Source organism: Brevibacterium sp. LAARM2_SD2 (assembly GCF_057364785.1).
This window is the reverse complement of sequence record NZ_JBNFOM010000010.1, coordinates 78,870-100,556: the sequence shown is the minus strand read 5'-3', so window position 1 is coordinate 100,556 and position 21,687 is coordinate 78,870. Positions and strand designations below refer to the sequence as shown.

Here is a 21,687-nt window from a genome sequence, read left to right as displayed (position 1 = left end):
ATTCGAGTTGTCGTCAGGCGCCCCGCGCCGAATAGGAGAGAAGTGGCTAACATCCTCGAGAAGCTTCTGCGCACCGGTGAGGGCCGGACGCTGAAGAAGCTCCGCCGGTACACCGACGCCATCAATCAGCTGTCCGATGAGTTCAGCGAGATGTCCGACGCCGAGCTGCGCGAGGAGACCGACCGGTTCAAGAAGCGCGTCGCCGACGGCGAGTCGCTCGATTCGCTGCTGCCCGAAGCCTTCGCCGCGGTGCGCGAGGCCTCCGGACGGACGCTGGGCATGCGCCACTTCGACGTCCAGCTCATGGGCGGGGCCGCCCTGCACCTCGGCAACATCGCGGAGATGAAGACCGGTGAGGGCAAGACGCTCGTGGCCACCGCGCCGGCGTACCTCAACGCGCTGACCGGCAACGGCGTCCACGTCATCACCGTCAACGACTACCTCGCGACCTATCAGTCCGAGCTCATGGGCCGCGTCTTCCGCTTCCTCGGCATGGAGACCGGCTGCATCCAGGCGAACATGCCCTCGGACGAGCGCCGCAAGCAGTACGCCGCCGACATCACCTACGGGACGAACAACGAGTTCGGCTTCGACTACCTCCGCGACAACATGGCGTGGACGGCCGAGGAGCTCGTCCAGCGCGGGCACTCGTTCGCGATCGTCGACGAGGTCGACTCGATCCTCATCGACGAGGCCCGCACCCCGCTCATCATCTCCGGTCCCGCCGAAGGCGACGCGAACCGCTGGTACGAGGAGTTCGCGAAGGTCGTCAAACGACTCAAGGCCGACCGCGACTACGAGGTCGACGAGAAGAAGCGCACCGTCGGCGTGCTCGAACCCGGCATCGAACGCGTCGAGGACTACCTCGGCATCGGCAACCTCTACGACGCGGAGAACACCCCGCTCATCAGCTTCCTCAACAACGCGATCCGCGCGAAGGAGCTGTTCAAGAAGGACAAGGACTACGTCCTCCTCGACGGCGAGGTGCTCATCGTCGACGAGCACACCGGTCGCGTCCTCAAGGGCCGTCGCTACAACGAGGGCCTCCACCAGGCCATCGAGGCGAAGGAGAACGTCAAGGTCCAGGCGGAGAACCAGACGCTGGCGACGATCACCCTGCAGAACTACTTCCGCCTCTACGACAAGCTCTCGGGCATGACCGGCACGGCCGAGACCGAGGCTGCCGAGTTCATGTCGACGTACAAGCTCGGCGTCGTGCCGATCCCGACGAACAAGCCGATGCAGCGCGTCGACCAGTCCGACTTCGTCTACAAGAACGAGATCGCGAAGTTCGATGCCGTCGTCGACGACATCGTCGAGCGCCACGAGACCGGTCAGCCGGTCCTCGTCGGCACGACGAGCGTCGAGAAGAGCGAATACCTCTCGAAGCACCTCGCCAAGCGCGGTGTCCGCCACGAGGTGCTCAACGCGAAGAACCACGCCCGTGAGGCGGCGATCGTCGCTCTCGCCGGACGGAAGGGCGCGGTCACCGTGGCGACGAACATGGCCGGCCGCGGCACCGACATCATGCTCGGCGGCAACGCCGAGTTCATCGCCGTCGCCGAGATGGAGAAGCGCGGACTCGACCCCGTCGAGGACGCCGAGGAGTACGAGAAGCAGTGGCAGGACGTCCTCGCCGAGGCGGAGGCGAAGGTCGAGTCGGAGGCCGAGGAGGTCATCGAACTCGGCGGTCTCTACGTCCTCGGCACCGAACGCCACGAGTCCCGACGCATCGACAACCAGCTGCGCGGACGCTCGGGGCGTCAGGGCGACCCGGGGGAGAGCCGCTTCTACCTCTCGCTCACCGACGACCTCATGCGCCTCTTCGGCTCCGGTGCCGCCGAGCGGATCATGGCCACGGCCAATGTGCCCGACGACGTCCCGCTCGAGTCGAAGATGGTCACCCGGGCGATCCTCTCGGCGCAGACGCAGATCGAGCAGCGCAACGCCGAGCAGCGCAAGAACGTGCTCAAGTACGACGACGTCCTCAACCGCCAGCGCACCGTCATCTACGACGAGCGCCGCAAGGTCCTCGACGGCGAGGACCTCGCCGATCAGGTCGCGAGCTTCCGCGAACAGGTCATCGACGCGTACGTCCAGGCCGCGACGACCGGCCCGGTCGAGGAGTGGAAGGTCGACGAGCTCTTCGAGGCGCTCGGCAAGATCTACACCCCCTCGATCACGGAGGAGGACCTCGCCGAGGAGGTTGGCGGGCTGAGCAACCTCACGAAGAACCGCCTCAACGCGGAGATCCAGTCCGACATCGACGTCTTCTACGCCCAGCGCGAGGAGGATCTCGGTGAGGAGGCGACCCGTGAGCTCGAGCGCCGTGTCGTCCTCTCCGTCATCGACAAGCGCTGGCGCGAGCACCTCTACGAGATGGACTACCTCAAGAACGGCATCGGCCTGCGCGCGATGGCCCAGCGCGACCCCCTCGTGGAGTACCAGCGCGAGGGCTTCGAGATGTTCACGACGATGCAGGACGGGATCAAGGAGGACGTCGTGCGCCTCACCGACACCCTCGAGGTCACCGTCAACCGACCGCAGGGCGAATCCGGTGACGACTCGGAGGTCGAGGTCGACGCGGCAGAGCTGCGCCACACCACCCCGAAGATGCAGCTCTCGGCTCCGTCGGAGGACGGCGGCACCTCGGTGACCGAGGACGACGCCGACAGCGCGGACGACCCGGCTCCGGCCAACCGCGCCCAGCGCCGGGCGAAGAAGAAGGCGAAGCGCTGACGGGTCTCACATGGTCTGCAGCGCCGTCATCGTCCAGCGGTTCGTCAGCAGTTCGAGGCGGATCGCCACGGCCCGGTAGCGCGCGGGCGTGCGGACCATGACCGTGACCTCGGCGACGGTCTCGGCGACGCGGCACACGCGGGAGCGCCCGGCGGTCAGCGTGCGTTCGGCCGCATGGTCGCGGACCGGTCTCGTCGGGGCGATCTCCGCTCGCAGCTGAGCGCGCCGATCGATCTTCTCGAGCAGCTCCTGGTCGACCCAGCGGGCGATCGTGTCGCTGCGACGCACCCCGGAGAAGATCTCGAGGCACGCGATGGCCAGAGACGTCGCCGTCGCGGCGATCCGTTCGCCGTCATCGTCCGGCGGCACCGGCCGCGGGGGAGAGGCGCCAGGGGCGCTGCGGGTCAGCCGCGTGGCCGGGGCAGTCGTGCGGGCCGGGCGCGTGAGGACGAGGGGTGCGCTCATGAGGGGATCTCCAATCGCTGTCCGGGCATGATGAGATCGGGGTCGGCGCCGATGACGTCGCGGTTGGCCGAGTGGATGGCGGCCACGAGCGTCCCGCGCGCGTCATCGGAATCGGTGAGCTCGGAGGCGATCGACCACAGGCTCTCCCCACGGCTGACGATGTGCACCGTCGGTGTGGAGGAGTCCGGGCCGGGCGCGGCAGGGGCGTCGGGGTCGCGGGTGTCGGTGTCGGGCGTCTCGCCGTCCGGGTCATTCGCGGTGTCGGACGCACCGTCGGGCGGATCAGTGCTGTTCGGCGGATCCGGGCTCGCCGGAGGATCGGCAGGGTCGGTGGTCGGCCATCCGGGGTCGAGCGGCGCACCGGGAGTCGTCGGCCATCCGGGGTCGGGCAGGTCCGAGGCGGTCACGGGTCTGCTGTCGACACCCGAACTGTCGGTGACGCTCGCAACCCTCGGAACTGCGGCGGGGCTCGGACCGGCGTTGCCGGCGAGGCTCGGACCGGCATTGACCTCGAGGCTCGGGCCGGAGCCGCCACCGACGGCGAGGGCGCTCTGGGCCGCGCAGCCGATGGCGACGGCGGTGAGCACGCTCGACGCGAGCATCCGGGGCGCCAGCCGCACCGCTGCCGCACTGAGCCGGGTCCGCAGACGACCGGTCGGCAGCACGGCGGTGACGAGCGCGAGGAGGGCCGTGAGGCCGAGGCGGGCGAACGCGAGGACGGCCGCGCCGGCGAGCGTGAGGACGACGAGGTCGCTGACCGTCCACGGTTGGGTGAGGGCCACCCACAGAGAGGCGAAGCCGCCGAGCAGAGACAGCCAGGAGATGGCACAGAGCCCGATAAGATACATTGTGAACATCCTTAAGTGTGAATGTTCAGCAATCATGCAGTTTGACTGTATTTGATGTCAATAGGATTCATCGAACTACGACACTGTAGTTAGCTCGGTCTCTTGCGGACATCGCGGGACTCGGGCAAGCTTCACGATATGGACGAGCGGATCGACGCCTTCCTCGATGACCTCGAAGCCATGCACACATGGCGCGAGCGTCATGCCCGACGCGGCGAGTTCTCCGATGAGCTCGCGATGCAGGCCGCGGAGCGGACTCTCCTCGAGCGCCTGCGCGGCAGCCTCGGGGAGGAGGTCAGGGTGACGACCGAGAGTCGGGAGATCACGGGGACAGCGGTCTTCCTCGGTGCCGGGATCTGCGTCATCGCCGGGACGGAGGTGACGATCGTGTCACTGGCCTGTCTCTACGAGCTGCGGACCGGATCCCGCCGGCACGACCACGGGGCGGGTCCGCTGGAGAGGCTCGGGATGGGGTCGGCGCTGCGGCGTCTGGCCGCCTGGCATGAGGAGATCGTCATCGAGCTGCGGGCGACGGGCAGGACGATCCGCGGGCGCACCGACATGGTCGCCGCCGACTACGTCGAGATCGCGGGTCGGATCATCCCGCTCTCGCGGATCGCCGCAGTGCAGGCGCGGGTGAATCCCTTTGCGTGAGGGGCGGCGCGGGAGATCAGTCGTCGAGGAGGCCGGCCTTGATCTCGTGCTCGGTGCGCTCGTACATCCGCTGGATGTACGCCTCGATCTCGGCCTTCTCGACGCGCCACTGCCCGCGGCCGCCGACCTTGATGGCGCGCAGGTCGCCGGTGCGCACGAGGGCGCGCGCCTGAGCGATCGAGACATTGAGCAGTTCGGCCACGTCGGTGAGTGGCAGGAAGCGGTTTTCGACGACCATGACGGTTCTCCCCAATTCCAAGCGACGGCATTGTTCCCAGCGATGACAGGGCCTCAAGCGACAACAGTTTTGCCTGAAATCATTGCTTTGACCCCATTTGATACTCGATACTATCACTCACCGGCAATTCCTGTCATGGGAAAATCCCCCGAATCGGAGATGCAATGGAGCTCTCGAGACGTTTCCGCCCGCCCCGCTGGACCGACGCCAGGCTGCTCGTCGGCGCCGTCCTCGTCATCGCGGCCATCGTCGCCACCTATCTCCTCGTCAGCGCCGCCACGGCGACGACCCGGGTCTGGGCCAGCGCGGCATCCCTCGTCCCCGGTCAGGCACTCGGGCCCGACGACCTCGTCTCGCCGAGGTCAACCTCGCCGACGTCGGGGACAAGTACCTCTCCGCCGACACGCCGCTGCCGCAGGACTCGAGCGTGCGCTCCGTCATCGCCGAAGGGGAGCTCGTGCCCGCCTCGGCGGTGACCCCGATGGCCGAACTCGAGGGCCGGATCGTCGCGATCGACGTTCCCGGATCGGTGCCCTCGGTCGTCGACCGGGGCAGCCTCGTCGATGTGTGGGCCCAACCGGAGTCGACGGGACTCGACGACGAGGCCGGCGACCCTGAGCAGATCGTCAGCGGCGCCCCGGTCGCCCACATCACCCGTGACGTCGGCAGCTTCGGGGTCGGCGACGGGGCCCGGATCGAAGTCTTCGTCCCGGCCACCGCGCTGTCCGGGGTGCTGTCCGCCCTCGACGGCCGCAGCGTCCTCTCCGTCGTCGGCGCCCCCGGCGGGAGCTGATCGCGATGCCCCAGGTGCTCCTCGCCGTCGACTTCGAGTACGACCTCATCCTCTTCGAACTGCTCAGCGACCTCGACGACGTCGACGTCGTCGCCCGTCCCGCCGACGACGTCGAACTCCTCGCCCTGTGCCGGACCGGCAGCGCCGACATAGCGATCGTCGGAGAGTACTTCCCCGGCCTCGACGCCGACGTCATCGCGGCCGTGCTCGCCACCGGGACGAAGGTGCTCGGCGTCGGGGCCGATGAGGCCGCCCTGGCACGCCTCGGCATCACGACGGCGGTGCCCGCCACCGCCGATGCCCTCCGGGTCGCCCGCGCCCTCGACGACGTCACCCGCAGCGCCGTCGTGCCGCCCCGCCCGGCGTCCCCGCCGGGACGCACCGCACCGGCCGGGCGGATCATCACGGTGTGGGGGACCGGGTCGTCCCCGGGGCGCACGCTCACCGCCGTCAACCTCGGCGATCAGTCCTCCCGTCTCGGACATCGCACCGTCGTCGTCGATGCCGACACGGTGGGGGCGATGGTCGCCACGACGCTCGGCCTGACGGAGGAGTCCTCGCACCTGGCGAGCCTGTGCCGGCTCGAGGCGGAGAAGTCCCCGCCCACCGACATCAGCGGGGTGCCGCACGCGGCGATCCGCGACGACTTCCACGTCATCACCGGGCTGACCCGGCCCGAACGGTGGCCGGAGGTGCGGGGAGCCGTGCTCCGCTCGGCGCTGCGCGACCTCGCGGGACTCTACGATCTCGTCGTCGTCGACGTCTCCGACCGCCTCGATCCCGACGACGACTTCGCCGATCCCTTCTACGATCGACACTGCGCGACCCGGGCGGCCCTCGACGCGGCCGACGATGTCGTCGTGCTCGCGACCGGCGATCCCATCGGCCTGCAGAAGCTCGTGCGGCTCCTCGGCACCGAACGCTGCGAGCAGATGCGCGAGACCCTGCGGATCGGGATCACGAAGGTGAGGGCCTCGGCGGTCGGGCACCCGGCGGAGACGCGGATCAGGGAGGCGCTCGGACGCTTCGCCGGACGCGAACCCGACTTCGTCTTCAGCGACGATCGGGCGACCGTCGACGCGGCGCTGCTGTCGGGGCGCACCGTGGCAGAGGTCAGTCCGAAGTCGGCGCTCAGCCGCCAGTTCGCCGAGGTCGCCGCCGGGCTCCTCCCCACGCGCCGGCGGATTCGGCACCGGTCCGGCAGCGCCCGGAGTGGGAGCATTCGCGGAGTCGCGGCCCGGCTCCGGTCACTCTGAGCCCCGCTGGTCGCCCTCCGGTGAGCGACTCCGGTGCAATGGGCGCGCTTGACCCTAGGATGGAGGCATGGCTGTTCGCTGCTACATCCCGACCACTCTCGCCGCCCTCGCCGCCGGACTGCAGACCGCGACCGCGGTCGCCCCGGACGCCGCTGCCGCCCAGCTCCGCGGTGAGGACCTCGACGAGGCCGAGTTCACGGCGATGAGCATCGCTGCGGCCCTCGCCGCCGACGAGGCGCTGAGCTCCGGCGCGGAGTCGGCGTCCCCGCGGGCCGTCGTCGCCTACGATGCGCCGGCGACGAGCGACCGGGAGCCGCTCGCTCCGGGATTCGACGCGCTCACCCTCACCCGAGTCGACGAGGACCGCATCGTCAGCGTCCACCTCGACGAAGCCGCCGAATGGGACGCGGCGCTCGAGCTGGCCATGGCACAGGGCATCGAGGCGGCCGGCGACCGCCTCGGCGATTCCGATCTCCTCTGGTACGACCGGACCGAGCTGGGCGACCTGCTGCGCGATCGCACCTGAGCGGACTCCGGCTCAGACGGCGGCGAGCCGGTCGAGTCGCTCGCGCAGTTGGGTCTCGAGGATGGGCACGAGCGCCTGCTCGATCATCGACCCGAACATCGGCACCGAGGAGCTGATCTCAGAGCGCACCGTGGCCGCCGTTCCGCTGCCCTCGGAGACGAGGGTGAGGAGGGAATCGATCTCGACGGGCACCCCGGCGGCGTGGGCGGTCATCCGGACCTCGGCGCGATCGCCGATGACGTCCCCGGGAACCATGTAGACCTCGACGAGCTCGGCACCCGAGGGCAGGCGCGAGGCCAGGGTCGCCGGCAGCTCACTGGCCGGCACAGCGGTGCGCACGGTCACCTCGGTGTCGGGATCGACCCGCTGAGTCGTCGCCGCAGAGCCGAGCTTCTCCCACGTCGCGGCATCGGCGAGCAGGGCGAGGAAATCGGTGAGTCCGATCGCATAGTCATGGCTGAGTGTCAGTGTTCTCATGCCCTCAGTCTGCCAGCCCTTCGACGCCGTGCCGCGGCAGGCTGACCGGCGTGCCTTTCTCGCCGATTGAGCATAGTGTGGGGGATGGCGGTTCGGAGTCGAGCCGACAACATTATTTGTGCGCTGATCGTAGAGGTGTAAAGGTGTCTCAGGTCTCATATTCGGACATTGCTGGAGAGTGGAGGAAGCAGAAGGGGCAGGCCGCTCCGGAGAATTTCATCGAAGCGTACTATCCCCGATTCGAACCGGGCACCGCCGAGGCGGGCGCCGAAGGTCTCGCCGCAGCGGCGGCCACCCACTACGCTCTCGGCCTCGAGTATGACGGCACCGCTCCGGTTCTGCGCATCTACAACCCGTCGGTCGACTCCCCGGAGTACCTCGACAACCACACCGTCATCGCGATGGTCCTGCCCGACATGCCTCACCTCGTGTCCTCGATCGTCTCCGATCTCGCGACGAGCGGGCGGGCCATCCGCCTCGTCCACCATCCCATCCTCGCCGTCGAGGGGCACGGCTCCGACCTCACCGTCCTCTCTCCCGCCGAAGCGCCCGCCGTGTCCGCCGACACCGCGGGCATTCCTGTGGTCACCGAGGCCGCGGAGCCGACCGGTGACGCCCCCGACCAGCAGTCGTGGATCCGCATCGAGGTCGACCGGGTGCCGCCGGAGGACCACGAGGCGCTCGAGAAGCAGCTGCGCAGCGTCCTCGACTACGTCGCGGCCGCCGCGCGCGATGCCGACGCGATGTCGGCGAAGGCCAAGGAGATCGCCGGTGAGCTCCAGGCGCGTCCGCCCCGCCCCGAGCTCGCCTCCGAGGCGGAAGCCGCCGCCGAGCTGCTGACCTGGCTCGACGGTCATTTCACGTTCCTCGGCTACCGCGAGTACGACTACTCCCACGACGCCGAGTCGAGCAGTCTCGAACCGATCGAGCACACCTCGCTGGGCATCTCCGCGCTGCGCCCGCTCGCGAAGTCGCCGCTGTCGAACGCCGTGGCCGCGAAGGCGGCCGAACCCCACGTGCTCGTCCTCACGAAGGCGAACTCACGGTCCCGGGTCATCCGCGGCTCGTTCATGGACTACATCGGGGTGAAGACCTTCGACGAGAACGGCGAGATCGTCGGCGAGCGACGCTTCGTCGGCGTCTTCAAGCCCGAGTTCTACAACGACAGCGTGCTGAGCATCCCGGTGATCAACCGCAAGGTGCGCAAGATCCTCGCCTCGAGCGGATTCCCCGCCGGATCCCACTCGGCCAACGAGCTCCTCGGCATCCTCGAGACGTATCCGCGCGATGACCTCATGCACGATGACACCCAGTCGATCTTCGACGTCGTCATGCAGATCGTCGACATGCAGGAGCGCCGCCAGTCGCGGGTGTTCGTCCGCGAGGACCCCTACCAGCGCTACGTCTCCGTCATCCTCTACCTGCCCCGCGACCTCTACGACACCGCGGCCCGCCAGCGCGTCCAGGATGTGCTGCGCGAGTTCTACAACGCCGAGAGCGTCGACTTCGACGTCCTCCTCACCGAGTCCGCGCTGGCCCGCATCCACTTCGTCGCCCGGGTCGCCCGCGACGCGGAGCTGCCGGAGATCGATCCGGCGGTCGTCGAGAAGCGCATCGTCGCCGCCGTGCGCTCGTGGAACGAGGACGTCCACGCCTTCCTCGCCCCGACCGAGCGCGGCGACAGCGGACGCGCCATCGAACGCGCCGACCTGTGGTCGAAGGCGTTCCCTCCCGGGTACGGCGAGTACCACACGCCCGCCGACGCCGTCGCCGATGTCGAGCGCTTCGAAGCGCTGAGCACCGGTGAGGGATCGGCCGTGCGCCTCTACACCCCGGAGGACGCCGACGATGCGCCGACGCGGCTCGCCCTCTACCGCGACGGTCGGGTCGGCCTCTCCGAAGTGCTGCCGTACCTCACCGCGTTCGGTGCCACGGTGCTCGACGAGCGTCCCTACGAACTCGACCTCGCCGACGGCACGCACCGTTACATCTACGACTTCGGCGTCCGCTTCGACACCGACCTCGACGAGGCGGCGAGCGTGCGGATCGCCGACGCGTTCATCGCCGGCTGGGACGGCCGCAAGGAGGCAGGCGTCTTCGACCGCCTCGTCGTCTCCGGTCTCGACTGGCGGCAGGTGACGATCATCCGGGCGCTCGGGAAGTACCTGCGCCAGGCCGGGTTCACCTACTCCGACGCCTACGTCGGGGAGGTCTACAGCGACAACCCGGAGATCTCCCGCCTCCTCGTCGACTACTTCTTCGCGAAGTTCGACCCCGCGGCCGACGACGCCGGGCGCGAGGCCGCCACCGCGGCGATCGACGAGCGGATCGAGACCGCCCTCGGCGACGTCGCCAGCCTCGACGCCGACCGCGTGCTGCGCTCCTCGCTCGAACTGCTGCGCGCAACCCTGCGGACGAACTACTTCATCAACCCCGACGGCGAACTGCCGACGGCACTGGCCCTGAAGATCCGCCCCACCGAGCTCAGCTTCGTGCCCAAGCCCCGGCCGGCGCTCGAGATGTGGGTGTACTCCCCGCAGGTCGAGGGCGTCCACCTGCGCTTCGGCACCGTCGCCCGCGGCGGCCTGCGCTGGTCGGATCGCCGTGACGACTTCCGCACCGAGGTCCTCGGCCTCGTCAAGGCGCAGATGGTCAAGAACGCGCTCATCGTGCCCACCGGCGCCAAGGGCGGATTCTTCCCCAAGCAGCTGCCGCCGATGAGCGACAGGGATGCGTGGATGGCCGCCGGTCAGGCCGCCTACGAGGTCTTCATCGAAAGCCTCCTCGAGGTCGCCGACAACCTCGTCTACGCCGAGGACGGCAGCCAGAAGGTCGTCCATCCCGACCGCGTCGTCCGCCACGACGGCGACGACTACTACCTCGTCGTCGCCGCCGACAAGGGCACCGCGCGCTTCTCCGACGTCGCGAACGCGATCTCCGAGCGCCGCGGATTCTGGCTCGGTGACGCCTTCGCCTCCGGCGGCTCGGTCGGCTACGACCACAAGAAGATGGCGATCACCTCCCGCGGTGCGTGGAAGTCCGTCGAACGCCACTTCCGCGAGCTCGGCCTCAACACCGCCGAAGAGGACTTCACCGTCGTCGGCATCGGCGACATGAGCGGCGACGTCTTCGGCAACGGCATGCTCCGCAGCGAGCACATCCGCCTCGTCGCCGCCTTCGACCACCGCGACATCTTCCTCGACCCCAACCCGGATGCGGCGACGAGCTTCACCGAGCGGCAGCGCCTCTTCGACCTGCCGCGCTCGTCGTGGCAGGACTACGACCGGGACCTCATCTCGCAGGGCGGGGGCGTCTTCCCGCGGTCGGCGAAGTCGATCGATCTCAGCCCGGAGGCCGCTGCGGCCCTCGGCGTCGATCCCGGCCGGCGCAGTCCCGCCGAGCTGATGTCGGAGATCCTCGCCGCGCCCGTCGACCTCCTCTACAACGGCGGCATCGGCACGTACATCAAGTCCTCCGGGGAGAGCCACGCCGACGTCGGAGACAAGGCCAACGATGCGATCCGGATCGACGGCGACGACGTCAGGGCACGGGTCATCGGGGAGGGCGGCAACCTCGGCGTCACCCAGCTGGGACGCGTCGAAGCGGCACTGAGCGGGGTCGCGATCAACACCGACGCCGTCGACAACTCCGCCGGCGTCGACAGCTCCGACCACGAGGTCAACATCAAGCTCCTCCTGCGCACCCTGCTCCACAAGGGGGCGTTCGCGGCAGAGGATCGGGAGAAGGTGCTGCTCTCCTTCACCGACGACGTCGCCGACCGGGTGCTGGCGAACAACTACGCGCAGAACGTCGTCCTCGGCGAGGCGCGCTCGCAGACCGAGGCGATGTCGGGCACCTACGGCCGGATGCTCGCCTACCTCGAGAAGCACGCCGACCTCGACCGCCACGTCGAGTTCCTGCCGAACGCCGAGGAACTGGCCAAGCGCGAGTTCAGCTCGTACGTCTCCCCGGAGCTCGCGGTGCTCCTCGCGTACGCGAAGATGCACGCCGTCGACGAGATCCTCGACAGCGTCGTGCCCGATGAGCCGTGGATGAAGCGGGAGCTCGCCGGTTACTTCCCGGACGCCCTGCGCGAACAGTACGGCGACTACATCGCCGAGCACCCGCTGCACCGGGAGATCGCCACTGCGAAGCTCGTCAACCGGATGGTCGACCGCGGTGGGCTCACCTACGTCTACCGGATGCTCGAGGAGACCCCGGCCTCGGTGCCGCAGATCGCCCGCGTCTTCGTCGTCGTCTCCGAGATCTTCGGCCTCGATGACTTCTTCGACGCGGTCACCGCACTTGACAACAAGGTGCCCACGGAGGTCCAGGTCAAGCTCCAGCACGACTACGTGCGCCTGCTCGACCGGTCCTCGCGCTGGCTCGTCCAGCAGGCCCCGGACACCCTCGACGTCGATTCGGGCATCGAGCTCTACGGGAAGGTCGTCGCCGCTCTGCGCGAGCGCGTGCCCGCCCTCGTCGACGGCTTCGACGCCGAGGCGATGGCCGCCAAGGCGCAGGAGTACATCGACGACGGGGTCCCCGAGGAGCTCGCATGGCGGGCGGCGGCGCTGCTCGACGAGTTCGCCCTCCTCGACATCACCCAGCTCGCGGCGCGCACCAACGAATCCGCCGAGGACGTCGCCGAGGTCTACTACGCCGTCAACGACAAGTTCTCCGGGTCGCAGGTGCTCGCCCTCATCGGCGACCTCGACCGGTCCGATCGCTGGTCGGCACTGGCCCGCGGCTCCCTGCGCGATGACTTCTACTCCGCGATCCTCTCGGTCGCCGGTTCCGTCATCGCCGCCACGGATTCGCCGATCTCCGGGACTCCGGACGAGCGCGCCAAGCAGCGGCTGACCGAATGGCTCGAGCGCAACGAGACGGTCGCCGCGCGGGTGCTCGAGACGATCGAGACGGTCATCGCCCTCGACACCGTCACACAGGCTCCGCTGTCGGTGCTGCTGCGCATGATGCGCGGTGTCGTGCGGTCCTCGGCCTGGGAGTCCGAGCACAGCGCCTGATCCGCACCGCCTGGCCGAGCGACATCGGTGATAGCGTCGATCTCAGCGGGCTCGAAGACGACCTTCGGGCCCGCTGAAGACTCCCCACCCGGAAGAGGGACCCGTGCTCAACGAACAACTGGCAGCCGAAGGCATCACCGATGAGACGGATGCCGAATACCTTCACCTCCTCGTCGGGGACTGGCAGCTCATCGCCGATCTCTCGTTCGCCGACCTCGTCCTCTGGGTGCCGTCGGCGAGCGGGGCGTTCACGGTCGTCGCGCACGCGAGGCCGACGACGGGGGCGACGCTGTTCAATCGGGACCTCCTCGGCGCGCGGGCGACCGGGCTCGAACGCGAGCTCCTCGAGGCGGCGGTGGAGACCCGGACCATCGTCACCGAGGTGGCCCCGGCCAAGGACCTCGGCGTCAACGCGGGCACCGAGGAGACCGAGGTGAGCGCCGAGGCGGTGCCGCTCGTCCGCCGTGGTGAGACGCTCGCCGTCATGGTCAGGTACTCCGAGGAGATGCGCCGGCGCGGGACCTCGCGGCTCGAGAAGCACTACCGGGACGCGGCGAAGGCGCTGCTGACGATGATCGCCCAGGGCGCGTTCCCCGATCGGGAGGCGCCGAGCGGAGTGCGCCACGGCGAGCCGCGGGTCGGTGACGGCATCTTCGTCCTCGACCGTGACTCCCGGGTGCAGTACGCCTCCCCGAACGCCGTGTCGCTGATGAATCGCCTCGGTCACGGCGGGGAGATCGAAGGCTCCTATCTCTCCGAGGTGGTGTCGAGCCTGAGCACCGAGCTGCGGCAGGTCGATGAGACCCTGCCGCTCGTGCTCACCGGACGCGCGCCGTGGCGGACCGAACTCGAGGTGGGCCGCACGAGTGTCTCCCTGCGCGCGATTCCGCTCACCGACGACGGTGAGCGTACCGGGGCGATCGTGCTGGCCAGGGACGTCTCGGAGATCCGGCGGCGCAAGCGGGAGCTGCTCTCGCGCGACGCGATGATCAAGGAGATGCACCACCGGGTGAAGAACAATCTCCAGACGGTGTCCGCTCTGCTGCGCCTGCAGACGCGCCGCATCGACAATCCCGCGGCGAAGGCGGCGCTGTCGGAGGCGATGCGGCGGGTGTCGATCATCGCCGTCGTCCACGATGTGCTCAGTCAGGGAGTCGAGTCCGAGGTCGACTTCGACGAGGTCGTCGACAAGGGCCTGCGGCTGACTCCGGAGCTGACGAGTCCGCTCGTCCAGATCTCCCTGCAGCGCCAGGGCAGCTTCGGAACGATCTCGTCTGCCGACGCGACGTCCCTGGCGCTGGCGATCACCGAGCTCATCACGAACGCGATCGAGCACGGCTTCCCGCTCGAGGAGCAGGAGGGGCTGGCGCCGGGGGAGACGCTCACCGGTCATGTGTGGGTCGTGCCCGATCGCGACGGCGACCACCTCCACGTCACGATCGCCGACGACGGCGTGGGGCTGGGCGACCAGCAAAGCCCGGGCAACGGCCTGGGCACGCAGATCGTGCGCACCCTCGTCTCGGCGGATCTCGCCGGGTCGATCCAGTGGCGGGAGCGTGAGGGCGGGGGCACCGAGGCGATCCTCGACGTCCCGCTCCGCCCCGACTCCTACGACTGACGGTCCGCCTCGGTGCCCCGCGCCGGCTGCTGCTGGGTGCGCATCCCTACGCGGAGCGCCATACCCTACGCGTGCACGGGGTGGTTATCGGGCTCCGCGGAGGAGATGCGAAGCTGCGGGTTGTGCGTGCGACCCAGGGTTGCGAAAGCGGACCAGGGTTGTGTGTGCGGACCAGGGTTGTGTGTGCGGACCAGGGTTGTGTGTGCGGACCAGGGTGTGCGTGCGGCTGCCGGTTGTGTGTGCAGCTGCGGGGGTGAGATGCGCGCCGAGGTGGTGCGACTGAGTGTCTGCGCCCGACGGATTGCGCACCACTACGCGGAGCGCCATATCCTACGCGTGCACGGGGTGGTTATCGCGCTGCGCGGAGGAGATGCGAAGCTGCGGGTTGTGTGTGCGGACCAGGGTTGCGCGTGCGGACCAGAGTTGTGCGTGCGGCTGCCGGTTGTGCGTGCGGCCCAGGGTTGTGCGTGCGGCTGCGGGGGTGAGATGCGCGCCGAGGTGGTGCGACGGGTGCGGGCACGACAAAGTCCCCAGCTCGGATCGCGAAGATCGTGGTTCGAGCAGGGGACTCTGGCGAGGTTCGGACTGTGGAACTGCGCTGCGAGTGCGATGGAGCGAGAGCGCCGGCGGGACTGCGGTATCGGTGGTGCAGAACGCAGCCGAGGTCAGCCGGCGCGGCGGGCGCGGGCGGCGCGACGCTTGAGGGCGCGGCGCTCGTCTTCGCTGAGGCCGCCCCAGACACCGGCGTCCTGTCCGGATTCGAGTGCCCACTGGAGGCAGGTCTCCGCCACTTCGCAGCGACGGCACACAGTCTTGGCCTCTTCGATCTGAAGCAATGCCGGACCCGTGTTTCCGATGGGGAAGAACAGTTCGGGGTCCTCATTGAGGCATGCAGCGCGATGACGCCAATCCATGGTGGCCTTTCGACGGTGATAAGTGAAAGCGGTGTGCGCGCACGACAGCAGCGGCGCGCAACTCTCACAGTCAAGGTTCACATAACCGCAAAAGGCACACAAGAGTCTGGCAGTGTGAAGTTTCTGACAAATATTCTGTCCATTTTCCTGCTAAGGCGTGCTCGTTGCAAATCCGTCCAAAACGCGTCTCACTCTGCAGAAGCACGGTGTCGCCAGGATGAACGGAGAGGGGAGGGACCGTGAAGTCGCACGTCCCCGCAGGAGGACATCCCGCGGCAGGCGGAGAGCACCGCCACGAGGTGGGCGGAGACTATCACTGCGAGGAGAACTGCACGTGAGACGCCTGCCGCAGGAACCACCGCCGTGGGTAGACTGGCAGGCACCCGAACCAGCACCGAGAGCCGATGGAGGACTCATGACGGAATCGCAGGCACGCATCATCTCTGTCGGCGGGCACACCCCGCAGATCGATCCCGAGGCCTTCGTTGCCGCCGGTGCCACCCTCGTCGGGGACGTGCGCGTCGAACGCGGCGCCGGCATCTTCTACGGCTGTGTGCTCCGGGCGGAGAAGGCCCCGATCACCATCGGCGAGGACTCGAACGTCCAGGACAACACCGTCATGCACACCGACGAGGGCAAACCGGTCGTCGTCGGCCGCCGGGTCTCGATCGGCCACCAGGCCCTCGTCCACGGGGCCACCGTCGACGACGATGTGCTCATCGGCATGCATGCGACGGTCCTCAACGACGCGCACATCGGCTCCGAGTCGCTCATCGCCGCCGGCACGGTCGTCCTCGAAGGCACCGACATCCCGCCGCGCTCACTCGTCGCCGGCGTGCCGGGCAAGGTGCGACGCGAGATGACCGACGACGGCGTCGAGAAGGTCAGAGCCAATGCGCAGGCCTATGTCTCCCTCTCCGCGCTCCACCGAGACACCGCCGAGGCGGTCGACCCCGCCGGTTCCTGACCGGCGCCGCCCGCCTGACGACGCACTTTCCGCCCCGAGAGTTCATTCGCTCCCGGGGTGGCGATTTGAGAGGATTGAGCCGTGAACGAAGAATTTGAATCCGCAGCAGATCGTGTCGTCGTCATCGGCGGTGGACCGGGAGGCTACGAAGCCGCTCTCGCCGCCGCACAGCTGGGCGCCGACGTCATGCTCATCGAGCGCCACCGCACCGGCGGCGCCGCCGTCGTCACCGACGTCGTGCCCTCGAAGTCGCTCATCGCGACGGCGGAGATGATGGACGAGATCACGCGCTCGTCGAGTCTCGGCATCAGGATCACCGGCAAGGACGAGACGACCGAGGAGCACCCGGACCACGACCGGGTGACTGCGGACCTCAAAGCGGTCAACGACCGCATCCTCTCGCTCGCCACCGCCCAGTCCGACGACATCTACGACGGTCTCATCCGCGCCGGGGTGAAGATCATCAAGGGCAGCGCGAAGCTCGTCGACCGCGATCGGGTCGAGGTCGTCGAGGAGAGCGGCACCGAATACACCCTGCGGGCCTCGACGATCCTGCTCGCCGTCGGCGCCCACCCGCGCGAACTCGACACCGCCAAGCCCGACGGCGAGCGGATCCTGTCATGGACCCAGCTCTACGAACTCGAGGAGCTGCCCGAGCACCTCATCGTCGTCGGGTCGGGTGTCACCGGTGCCGAGTTCGCCTCGGCGTACCGCGCCCTCGGGGCCAACGTCACCCTCGTGTCCTCCCGCGAGAAGGTCCTGCCCGGGCAGGACGAGGACGCCGCCGACGTCCTCGAGTTCGTCTTCCGCAACAAGGGCATGAACGTGCTCTCCCGCTCCCGCGCCCAATCGGTCGAGCGGACCGACGACGGCGTCGAGGTCACCCTCGCCGACGGCCGCCGGGTCCAGGGCTCGCACTGCCTCATGGCCGTCGGGTCGATCCCCAACACCGCCGACCTCGGCCTCGACGCCGCCGGCGTCAAGGTCAACGACTCCGGGCACATCGTCGTCGACGGCGTCTCCCGGACCAACCGCCCCGGCATCTACGCCGCCGGTGACTGCACCGGCGTCCTGCCCCTCGCCTCGGTGGCGGCGATGCAGGGGCGCATCGCGATGTCCCACGCCCTCGGCGATGCCGTCCAGCCGCTCAAGCTGCGCAACGTCGCCTCGAACGTCTTCACCGCCCCGGAGATCGCGACCGTCGGCTTCACCCAGCAGAACTACCGCGAGAACCCCACCGACATCGACACCGTCATGCTGCCGCTCGACACCAACCCGCGGGCGAAGATGCTCGGCATCGAGGACGGCTTCGTCAAGATCTTCGCGCGTCGCGGTTCGGGCTCCATCCTCGGCGGAGTCGTCGTCGGACCCCGCGCCAGCGAGCTCATCCTCCCCATCACGATGGCCGTGGAGAACCGCCTGACCGTCGATCAGCTCTCGGCATCATTCGTCGTCTACCCCTCGCTCAGCGGATCGCTCACCGAGGCGTCGCGGCGCCTCCACCGGCACCTCTAGAGATCTTTTCGCCTCCCGGTGTCGATATCCTGACCTCAGGGACGTCACAGTGGTGTCGGACGATCCCGTCCGGCGCCACCGGGTGCGCGAGGCGCATCCGCAAGCGAAGGGGAGTCAGAGATGAAATACGCACTGCTGCTCATGGGCAGGACCGCCGACGCCGACTGCGGTGAGGACGGCGGACCCGACCCGAGCGAGTTCATGCGCTTCGACGAGGAGATCAGCGCCGCCGGCATCGTCGTCGGCGGCTTCGCCCTCGAAGGCCCCGAGCACGGGGTGAGAGTGAGCGAAGCGGAGGGGCAGGCGCTGGTCACCTCGGGGCCGTTCGCCGAATCGAGCGAGTTCGTCGGCGGCAGCTACGTCATCGAGGTGCCGACGATCGACGATGCGATCGGCTGGGCGAAGCGCAGCCCCGGCGCGAAGTTCGGGCACATCGAGATCCGGCCGCTCGCCGACTACTGAGTCCGGCAATGGCCACCGAGTCCGCGGCAGCCGCCCGAGCCCTCACCGCGATCGGCGAGGAGGACCACGGGCGCCTGCTCGCGGCTCTGGCCCGGACCTTCCACGACCTCGATCTCGCCGAGGAGGCCCTCGCCGACGCGATCGTCCGCGCTGTCGAGACCTGGCCGGACAGGGGAGTCCCCGCCAGCCCCCAGGCGTGGCTGATGACGACGGCGAAGAACCGCGCGATCGACCTCATCCGCGCCGATGCCCGCAGAGCACGGCACCTCGCACGGCTGCGGATCGAGGATGAGCGGCGTCCCGGCGATCACGAGGACCACGCCGACCGCCTCGGCGCAGACCTCGATTCCGCCCGCATCCCCGATGATCGGCTCGGTCTCTTCTTCACCTGCGCGCATCCGACCCTGAAAGAGCCCGAGCGGATCGCCCTCATCCTCCGCTTCCTCGCCGGACTGAGCACCGCCGAGGTGGCTGCCGCCTTCCTCGTCGACACGACGACGATGCAGCAGCGGATCGTGCGGGCGAAGAAGCGGATCACGGTGACGGGGATTCCGTTCGGCACCCCCACCGAGGAGGTCCTCGGTGACCGACTGCCCGGGGTGCTGCGCGTCGTCTACCTCATCTTCACGCAGGGGTTCGCCGCGACAGCCGGACCGGTGCATGCGCGCACCGACCTGCAGGAGGAGGCGATCCGGTTGGCGCGCCTGCTCGTGCGGCTGCTGCCGGACCGGACGGAGGCCCGCGGTCTGCTCGCCCTGCTCCTGCTCACCCGGGCTCGGGCGGAGGCGCGGGTCGATGAGCACGGGCGCCCGATCCCGCTCGCGCACCAGGACCGGCGGCGCTGGGATTCGCGGCTCATCGCCGAAGGCCTCGGGTTGGCGCAGGCAGCGGCCGGTGAACAGGGCGCGGGGGCGTACACGGTGCAGGCGGCGATCGCGGCCGTCCATGCCGAAGCACCGACGTTCGCCGAGACCGACTGGCCGCAGATCCTCGTCCTCTACCGGCTGCTCGAGCGGTTCGAGCCGACCCCGGTCGTCGCCCTCAACATCGCGGTGGTGCGGGGGAAGGTCAGCGGTCCGGCGACGGGGCTTTCCGCCCTCGATGCGCTCGGCGGGCAGGCGCAGCTGCAGCGTCATCGTCCCTATCACATCGCCCGGGCGATCACGCTGCGTGAGCTGGGACGTGAGGACGACGCCGAGGCGGCGCTGCGCAGCGCACTGGCGTGTCCGGGCAATGATGCCGAGTCCGACTACCTCACTGCCCGGATCACCGACGACGGGTGATCCGGGCAGTGAGTGAGCGCAGCGGACTCAGGCGGCGAACCGGATGATCGGCTCTCCCGACTTCACGGCGGTGCCGGCGTCGACGAGGACCTCGGAGACCGTGCCCGAGTGGCCCGCCTTGAGCGGCTGCTCCATCTTCATCGCCTCGATGACGGCCAGCGTGTCCCCGGCCTCGACGGTGTCGCCGGCGGCCACGGCGACGGAGACGATCGTGCCCTGCATCGGGGCGTTGAGCGCGTTCGACTCGTCGGTCAGCTGCGCGCCCTTGCGGCGCAGGTTGCGCTTGCGGCGGGGCACGCTCGGGCTCGGGACGTGACCGAGGTCGGAGATGACGTCCTTGGGAACCGACACGGTCATCCGGCGGCCGTCGACCTCGACGACGACACTGAAGCTGTCAGCGGTGGTGCTCATGTGATCTCCTGTGGTCGGTGCGGCGAGCGGATTGACGAACGCGGTTTCGAGCCAGTTGGTCCACACCGCGAAGTCTCCGGCGAATGCCGGTTCCGAGGCGAGGATGCGGTGGAGGGGCAGCAGGGTGGAGACCCCGTCGATGCGGTACTCGCTCAGGGCGCGACGCGAGCGCGCCAGCGCCTGGTCGCGGTCGGCGCCGGTGATGATGAGCTTGGCGAGCATCGGGTCGAAGTCGGTGCCGACGACGCTGCCCTCGCCGATGCCGGAGTCGAGGCGCACCCCTGGCCCGGCCGGCGCCCGGTAGTTCTTCACGGTGCCGGTGGCGGGGAAGAACGTCGTGGGATCCTCGGCGTTGATGCGGAACTGGATCGCGTGTCCGCGCACAGCGGGGAACGTCTCGGGGAGGCGCTCACCGGAGGCGATGCGCAGCTGCCAGCCGACGAGATCGACGCCGGTGACCTCCTCGGTGACGGTGTGCTCGACCTGGATGCGCGCGTTGGCCTCCATGAAGATGATCGTCCCGTCGGTGCCGAGGAGGAACTCGCACGTGGCGGCGCCGACGTAGCCGACGTGGGCGAGCACGCGGATCGAGGCCTCGGTGACGATGCGCTCCTGCTCCGCGGTGAGGAACGGGGCGGGAGCCTCTTCGACGATCTTCTGGTTCCGGCGCTGCAGCGTGCAGTCGCGGGTCGAGAGGACGCGGACGTTGCCAAGGAGTCGGCGAGGCACTGCGTCTCGATGTGCCGGGGGTGGACGATCTGCTTCTCGATGAGGCATTCGCCGCGCCCGAACGCGGCCAGGGCCTCGCGGGTGGCCGCGGTGTACGCCGCTTCGAGGTCGTCGGCGGTCGGGCAGGCGCGGAAGCCGCGGCCGCCGCCGCCGTGGACGGCCTTGATGACGACGGGATAGCCGAGTGCGCTCGGCGACCGCGGCGGCCTCGGCGAGATCGGCGACGGCGCCGTCGGAGCCCGGTGCGACGGGAGCGGAGACCGCCTCGGCGACCTCACGGGCACCGGACTTGTCGCCGAGGAGCTCGATGGCGGCCGGGGGAGGGCCGACCCACGTCAGCCCGGCATCGATGACAGCCTGCGCGAACAGCGCGTTCTCGGCGAGGTAGCCGTAGCCGGGGTGGATGGCATCGGCCCCGGAGCGCGTGGCGAGGGCGAGGATCTTGTCGATGTCGAGGTAGGTCTCCCCGGCGCCGGTGCCCTCGAGCAGCCAGGCGTCGTCGGCGAGCGACACGAACTCGGCGTCCGCGTCGGCTCGGGTGTAGACGGCGACCGCTTTGATGCCCAGGTCGTGAGCCGCCCGGATAATGCGCAGGGCGATCTCACCGCGGTTGGCGATGAGGACGCGGCGCACGGGGGCCGTGGGGACGTGGGTGGACAGCGAATCGGTCGTCTCGTCGGGGAGAACTGTGGTCATGGCGCTCCTTTTGTATGATCTCAGATCAATTTAGGGATCGCCGCAAACCGTTTGTAGGCCAGCGATAAA

General features: G+C 69.0%; 17 protein-coding genes and 1 pseudogene. 12 read left to right on the top strand and 6 right to left on the bottom strand.

Annotated elements, in window-relative coordinates; all coding sequences use genetic code 11:
* Positions 1 to 42 precede the first annotated feature (42 nt).
* Entirely contained in the window at positions 43 to 2,739 is a 2,697-nt protein-coding gene (gene secA, locus AC2W7K_RS08530; protein ID WP_198498403.1) for a preprotein translocase subunit SecA, read from the top strand.
* Between the two features lie 6 nt (positions 2,740 to 2,745).
* Here the strand turns inward: secA and AC2W7K_RS08525 are convergent, their stop codons facing one another.
* Together AC2W7K_RS08525 and AC2W7K_RS08520 are read right to left on the bottom strand one after the other, a co-directional pair.
* The gene (locus AC2W7K_RS08525) at positions 2,746 to 3,204 is read right to left on the bottom strand and encodes an Rv3235 family protein (RefSeq protein WP_198498404.1); all 459 of its coding nucleotides are present in this window, start codon (positions 3,202 to 3,204) and stop codon (positions 2,746 to 2,748) included.
* On the bottom strand, positions 3,201 to 4,052 hold the full coding sequence (locus tag AC2W7K_RS08520; RefSeq protein WP_198498405.1) for a LysM peptidoglycan-binding domain-containing protein: 852 nt from the start codon (positions 4,050 to 4,052) through the stop codon (positions 3,201 to 3,203). The genes AC2W7K_RS08525 and AC2W7K_RS08520 overlap by 4 nt, the downstream gene beginning before the upstream one ends.
* Positions 4,053 to 4,190: 138 nt before the next feature.
* On the opposite strand from AC2W7K_RS08520, the gene AC2W7K_RS08515 reads away from it, so the two are divergent.
* Positions 4,191 to 4,706 carry a hypothetical protein gene (locus AC2W7K_RS08515; RefSeq protein WP_198498406.1) on the top strand — a complete coding sequence of 172 codons (516 nt, stop codon included), beginning with the start codon at positions 4,191 to 4,193 and terminating at the stop codon, positions 4,704 to 4,706.
* A 16-nt stretch (positions 4,707 to 4,722) separates the two neighbouring features.
* Here AC2W7K_RS08515 and AC2W7K_RS08510 read toward each other — a convergent pair whose 3' ends face one another.
* On the bottom strand, positions 4,723 to 4,944 hold the full coding sequence (locus AC2W7K_RS08510; RefSeq protein WP_137824735.1) for a helix-turn-helix domain-containing protein: 222 nt from the start codon (positions 4,942 to 4,944) through the stop codon (positions 4,723 to 4,725).
* 164 nt (positions 4,945 to 5,108) lie between these two features.
* Between AC2W7K_RS08510 and AC2W7K_RS08505 the strand changes: the two genes are divergently transcribed.
* The 4 genes from AC2W7K_RS08505 (at position 5,109) to AC2W7K_RS08490 (ending at position 7,519) form a co-directional block, all read left to right on the top strand.
* Positions 5,109 to 5,420 (top strand): hypothetical protein, encoded by a 312-nt coding sequence (locus AC2W7K_RS08505; RefSeq protein WP_486006001.1) that lies wholly within the window; start codon positions 5,109 to 5,111, stop codon positions 5,418 to 5,420.
* Positions 5,372 to 5,737 (top strand): hypothetical protein, encoded by a 366-nt coding sequence (locus AC2W7K_RS08500; protein WP_486006000.1) that lies wholly within the window; start codon positions 5,372 to 5,374, stop codon positions 5,735 to 5,737. Before AC2W7K_RS08505 ends, AC2W7K_RS08500 begins: the two co-directional genes overlap by 49 nt.
* 5 nt (positions 5,738 to 5,742) lie before the next feature.
* Positions 5,743 to 6,993 (top strand): CpaE/TadZ family protein, encoded by a 1,251-nt coding sequence (locus AC2W7K_RS08495; protein ID WP_198498408.1) that lies wholly within the window; start codon positions 5,743 to 5,745, stop codon positions 6,991 to 6,993.
* A 67-nt stretch (positions 6,994 to 7,060) separates the two neighbouring features.
* Positions 7,061 to 7,519: a DUF6912 family protein gene (locus AC2W7K_RS08490; protein ID WP_198498409.1), complete on the top strand. Its 459-nt coding sequence runs from the start codon at positions 7,061 to 7,063 to the stop codon at positions 7,517 to 7,519.
* Between the two features lie 12 nt (positions 7,520 to 7,531).
* Here the strand turns inward: AC2W7K_RS08490 and AC2W7K_RS08485 are convergent, their stop codons facing one another.
* Positions 7,532 to 7,996: a DUF2505 domain-containing protein gene (locus tag AC2W7K_RS08485; protein WP_198498410.1), complete on the bottom strand. Its 465-nt coding sequence runs from the start codon at positions 7,994 to 7,996 to the stop codon at positions 7,532 to 7,534.
* Between the two features lie 143 nt (positions 7,997 to 8,139).
* Between AC2W7K_RS08485 and AC2W7K_RS08480 the strand changes: the two genes are divergently transcribed.
* Both AC2W7K_RS08480 and AC2W7K_RS08475 read left to right on the top strand, forming a co-directional pair.
* Positions 8,140 to 13,023 carry an NAD-glutamate dehydrogenase gene (locus tag AC2W7K_RS08480; protein WP_198498411.1) on the top strand — a complete coding sequence of 1,628 codons (4,884 nt, stop codon included), beginning with the start codon at positions 8,140 to 8,142 and terminating at the stop codon, positions 13,021 to 13,023.
* 103 nt (positions 13,024 to 13,126) lie between these two features.
* A complete protein-coding gene (locus AC2W7K_RS08475; RefSeq protein WP_198498412.1) occupies positions 13,127 to 14,641 on the top strand; it encodes a sensor histidine kinase in 1,515 nt (504 codons plus the stop codon).
* Between the two features lie 665 nt (positions 14,642 to 15,306).
* On the opposite strand, the gene AC2W7K_RS08470 is transcribed toward AC2W7K_RS08475, so the two are convergent.
* Positions 15,307 to 15,555, bottom strand: a complete 249-nt coding sequence (locus tag AC2W7K_RS08470; RefSeq protein WP_009374875.1) for a WhiB family transcriptional regulator — start codon at positions 15,553 to 15,555, stop codon at positions 15,307 to 15,309.
* 415 nt (positions 15,556 to 15,970) lie between these two features.
* Here AC2W7K_RS08470 and AC2W7K_RS08465 point away from each other — a divergent pair, with 415 nt between their 5' ends.
* From AC2W7K_RS08465 to AC2W7K_RS08450, 4 genes are all read left to right on the top strand, one after another.
* Positions 15,971 to 16,522 carry a gamma carbonic anhydrase family protein gene (locus AC2W7K_RS08465; RefSeq protein WP_198498413.1) on the top strand — a complete coding sequence of 184 codons (552 nt, stop codon included), beginning with the start codon at positions 15,971 to 15,973 and terminating at the stop codon, positions 16,520 to 16,522.
* An 81-nt stretch (positions 16,523 to 16,603) separates the two neighbouring features.
* On the top strand, positions 16,604 to 18,037 hold the full coding sequence (locus AC2W7K_RS08460) for an NAD(P)H-quinone dehydrogenase (RefSeq protein ID WP_198498414.1): 1,434 nt from the start codon (positions 16,604 to 16,606) through the stop codon (positions 18,035 to 18,037).
* 120 nt (positions 18,038 to 18,157) lie between these two features.
* Positions 18,158 to 18,499, top strand: a complete 342-nt coding sequence (locus tag AC2W7K_RS08455; RefSeq protein ID WP_198498415.1) for a YciI family protein — start codon at positions 18,158 to 18,160, stop codon at positions 18,497 to 18,499.
* A gap of 8 nt (positions 18,500 to 18,507) precedes the next feature.
* Positions 18,508 to 19,782 carry an RNA polymerase sigma factor gene (locus tag AC2W7K_RS08450; RefSeq protein ID WP_198498416.1) on the top strand — a complete coding sequence of 425 codons (1,275 nt, stop codon included), beginning with the start codon at positions 18,508 to 18,510 and terminating at the stop codon, positions 19,780 to 19,782.
* Positions 19,783 to 19,809: 27 nt separating this feature from the next.
* On the opposite strand, the pseudogene AC2W7K_RS08445 reads toward AC2W7K_RS08450, so the two are convergent.
* Positions 19,810 to 21,618: pseudogene (locus AC2W7K_RS08445) on the bottom strand (acetyl/propionyl/methylcrotonyl-CoA carboxylase subunit alpha).
* Positions 21,619 to 21,687: the final 69 nt, after the last annotated feature.

Coding starts and splice junctions, on each gene's coding strand:
- AC2W7K_RS08525 (WP_198498404.1), bottom strand. CDS start 3,204: ATGAGCGCACCCCTCGTCCTCACGCGCCCGGCCCGCACGACTGCCCCG.
- AC2W7K_RS08520 (WP_198498405.1), bottom strand. CDS start 4,052: ATGTATCTTATCGGGCTCTGTGCCATCTCCTGGCTGTCTCTGCTCGGC.
- AC2W7K_RS08515 (WP_198498406.1), top strand. CDS start 4,191: ATGGACGAGCGGATCGACGCCTTCCTCGATGACCTCGAAGCCATGCAC.
- AC2W7K_RS08510 (WP_137824735.1), bottom strand. CDS start 4,944: ATGGTCGTCGAAAACCGCTTCCTGCCACTCACCGACGTGGCCGAACTG.
- AC2W7K_RS08505 (WP_486006001.1), top strand. CDS start 5,109: ATGGAGCTCTCGAGACGTTTCCGCCCGCCCCGCTGGACCGACGCCAGG.
- AC2W7K_RS08495 (WP_198498408.1), top strand. CDS start 5,743: ATGCCCCAGGTGCTCCTCGCCGTCGACTTCGAGTACGACCTCATCCTC.
- AC2W7K_RS08490 (WP_198498409.1), top strand. CDS start 7,061: ATGGCTGTTCGCTGCTACATCCCGACCACTCTCGCCGCCCTCGCCGCC.
- AC2W7K_RS08485 (WP_198498410.1), bottom strand. CDS start 7,996: ATGAGAACACTGACACTCAGCCATGACTATGCGATCGGACTCACCGAT.
- AC2W7K_RS08470 (WP_009374875.1), bottom strand. CDS start 15,555: ATGGATTGGCGTCATCGCGCTGCATGCCTCAATGAGGACCCCGAACTG.
- AC2W7K_RS08465 (WP_198498413.1), top strand. CDS start 15,971: ATGACGGAATCGCAGGCACGCATCATCTCTGTCGGCGGGCACACCCCG.
- AC2W7K_RS08455 (WP_198498415.1), top strand. CDS start 18,158: ATGAAATACGCACTGCTGCTCATGGGCAGGACCGCCGACGCCGACTGC.
- AC2W7K_RS08450 (WP_198498416.1), top strand. CDS start 18,508: ATGGCCACCGAGTCCGCGGCAGCCGCCCGAGCCCTCACCGCGATCGGC.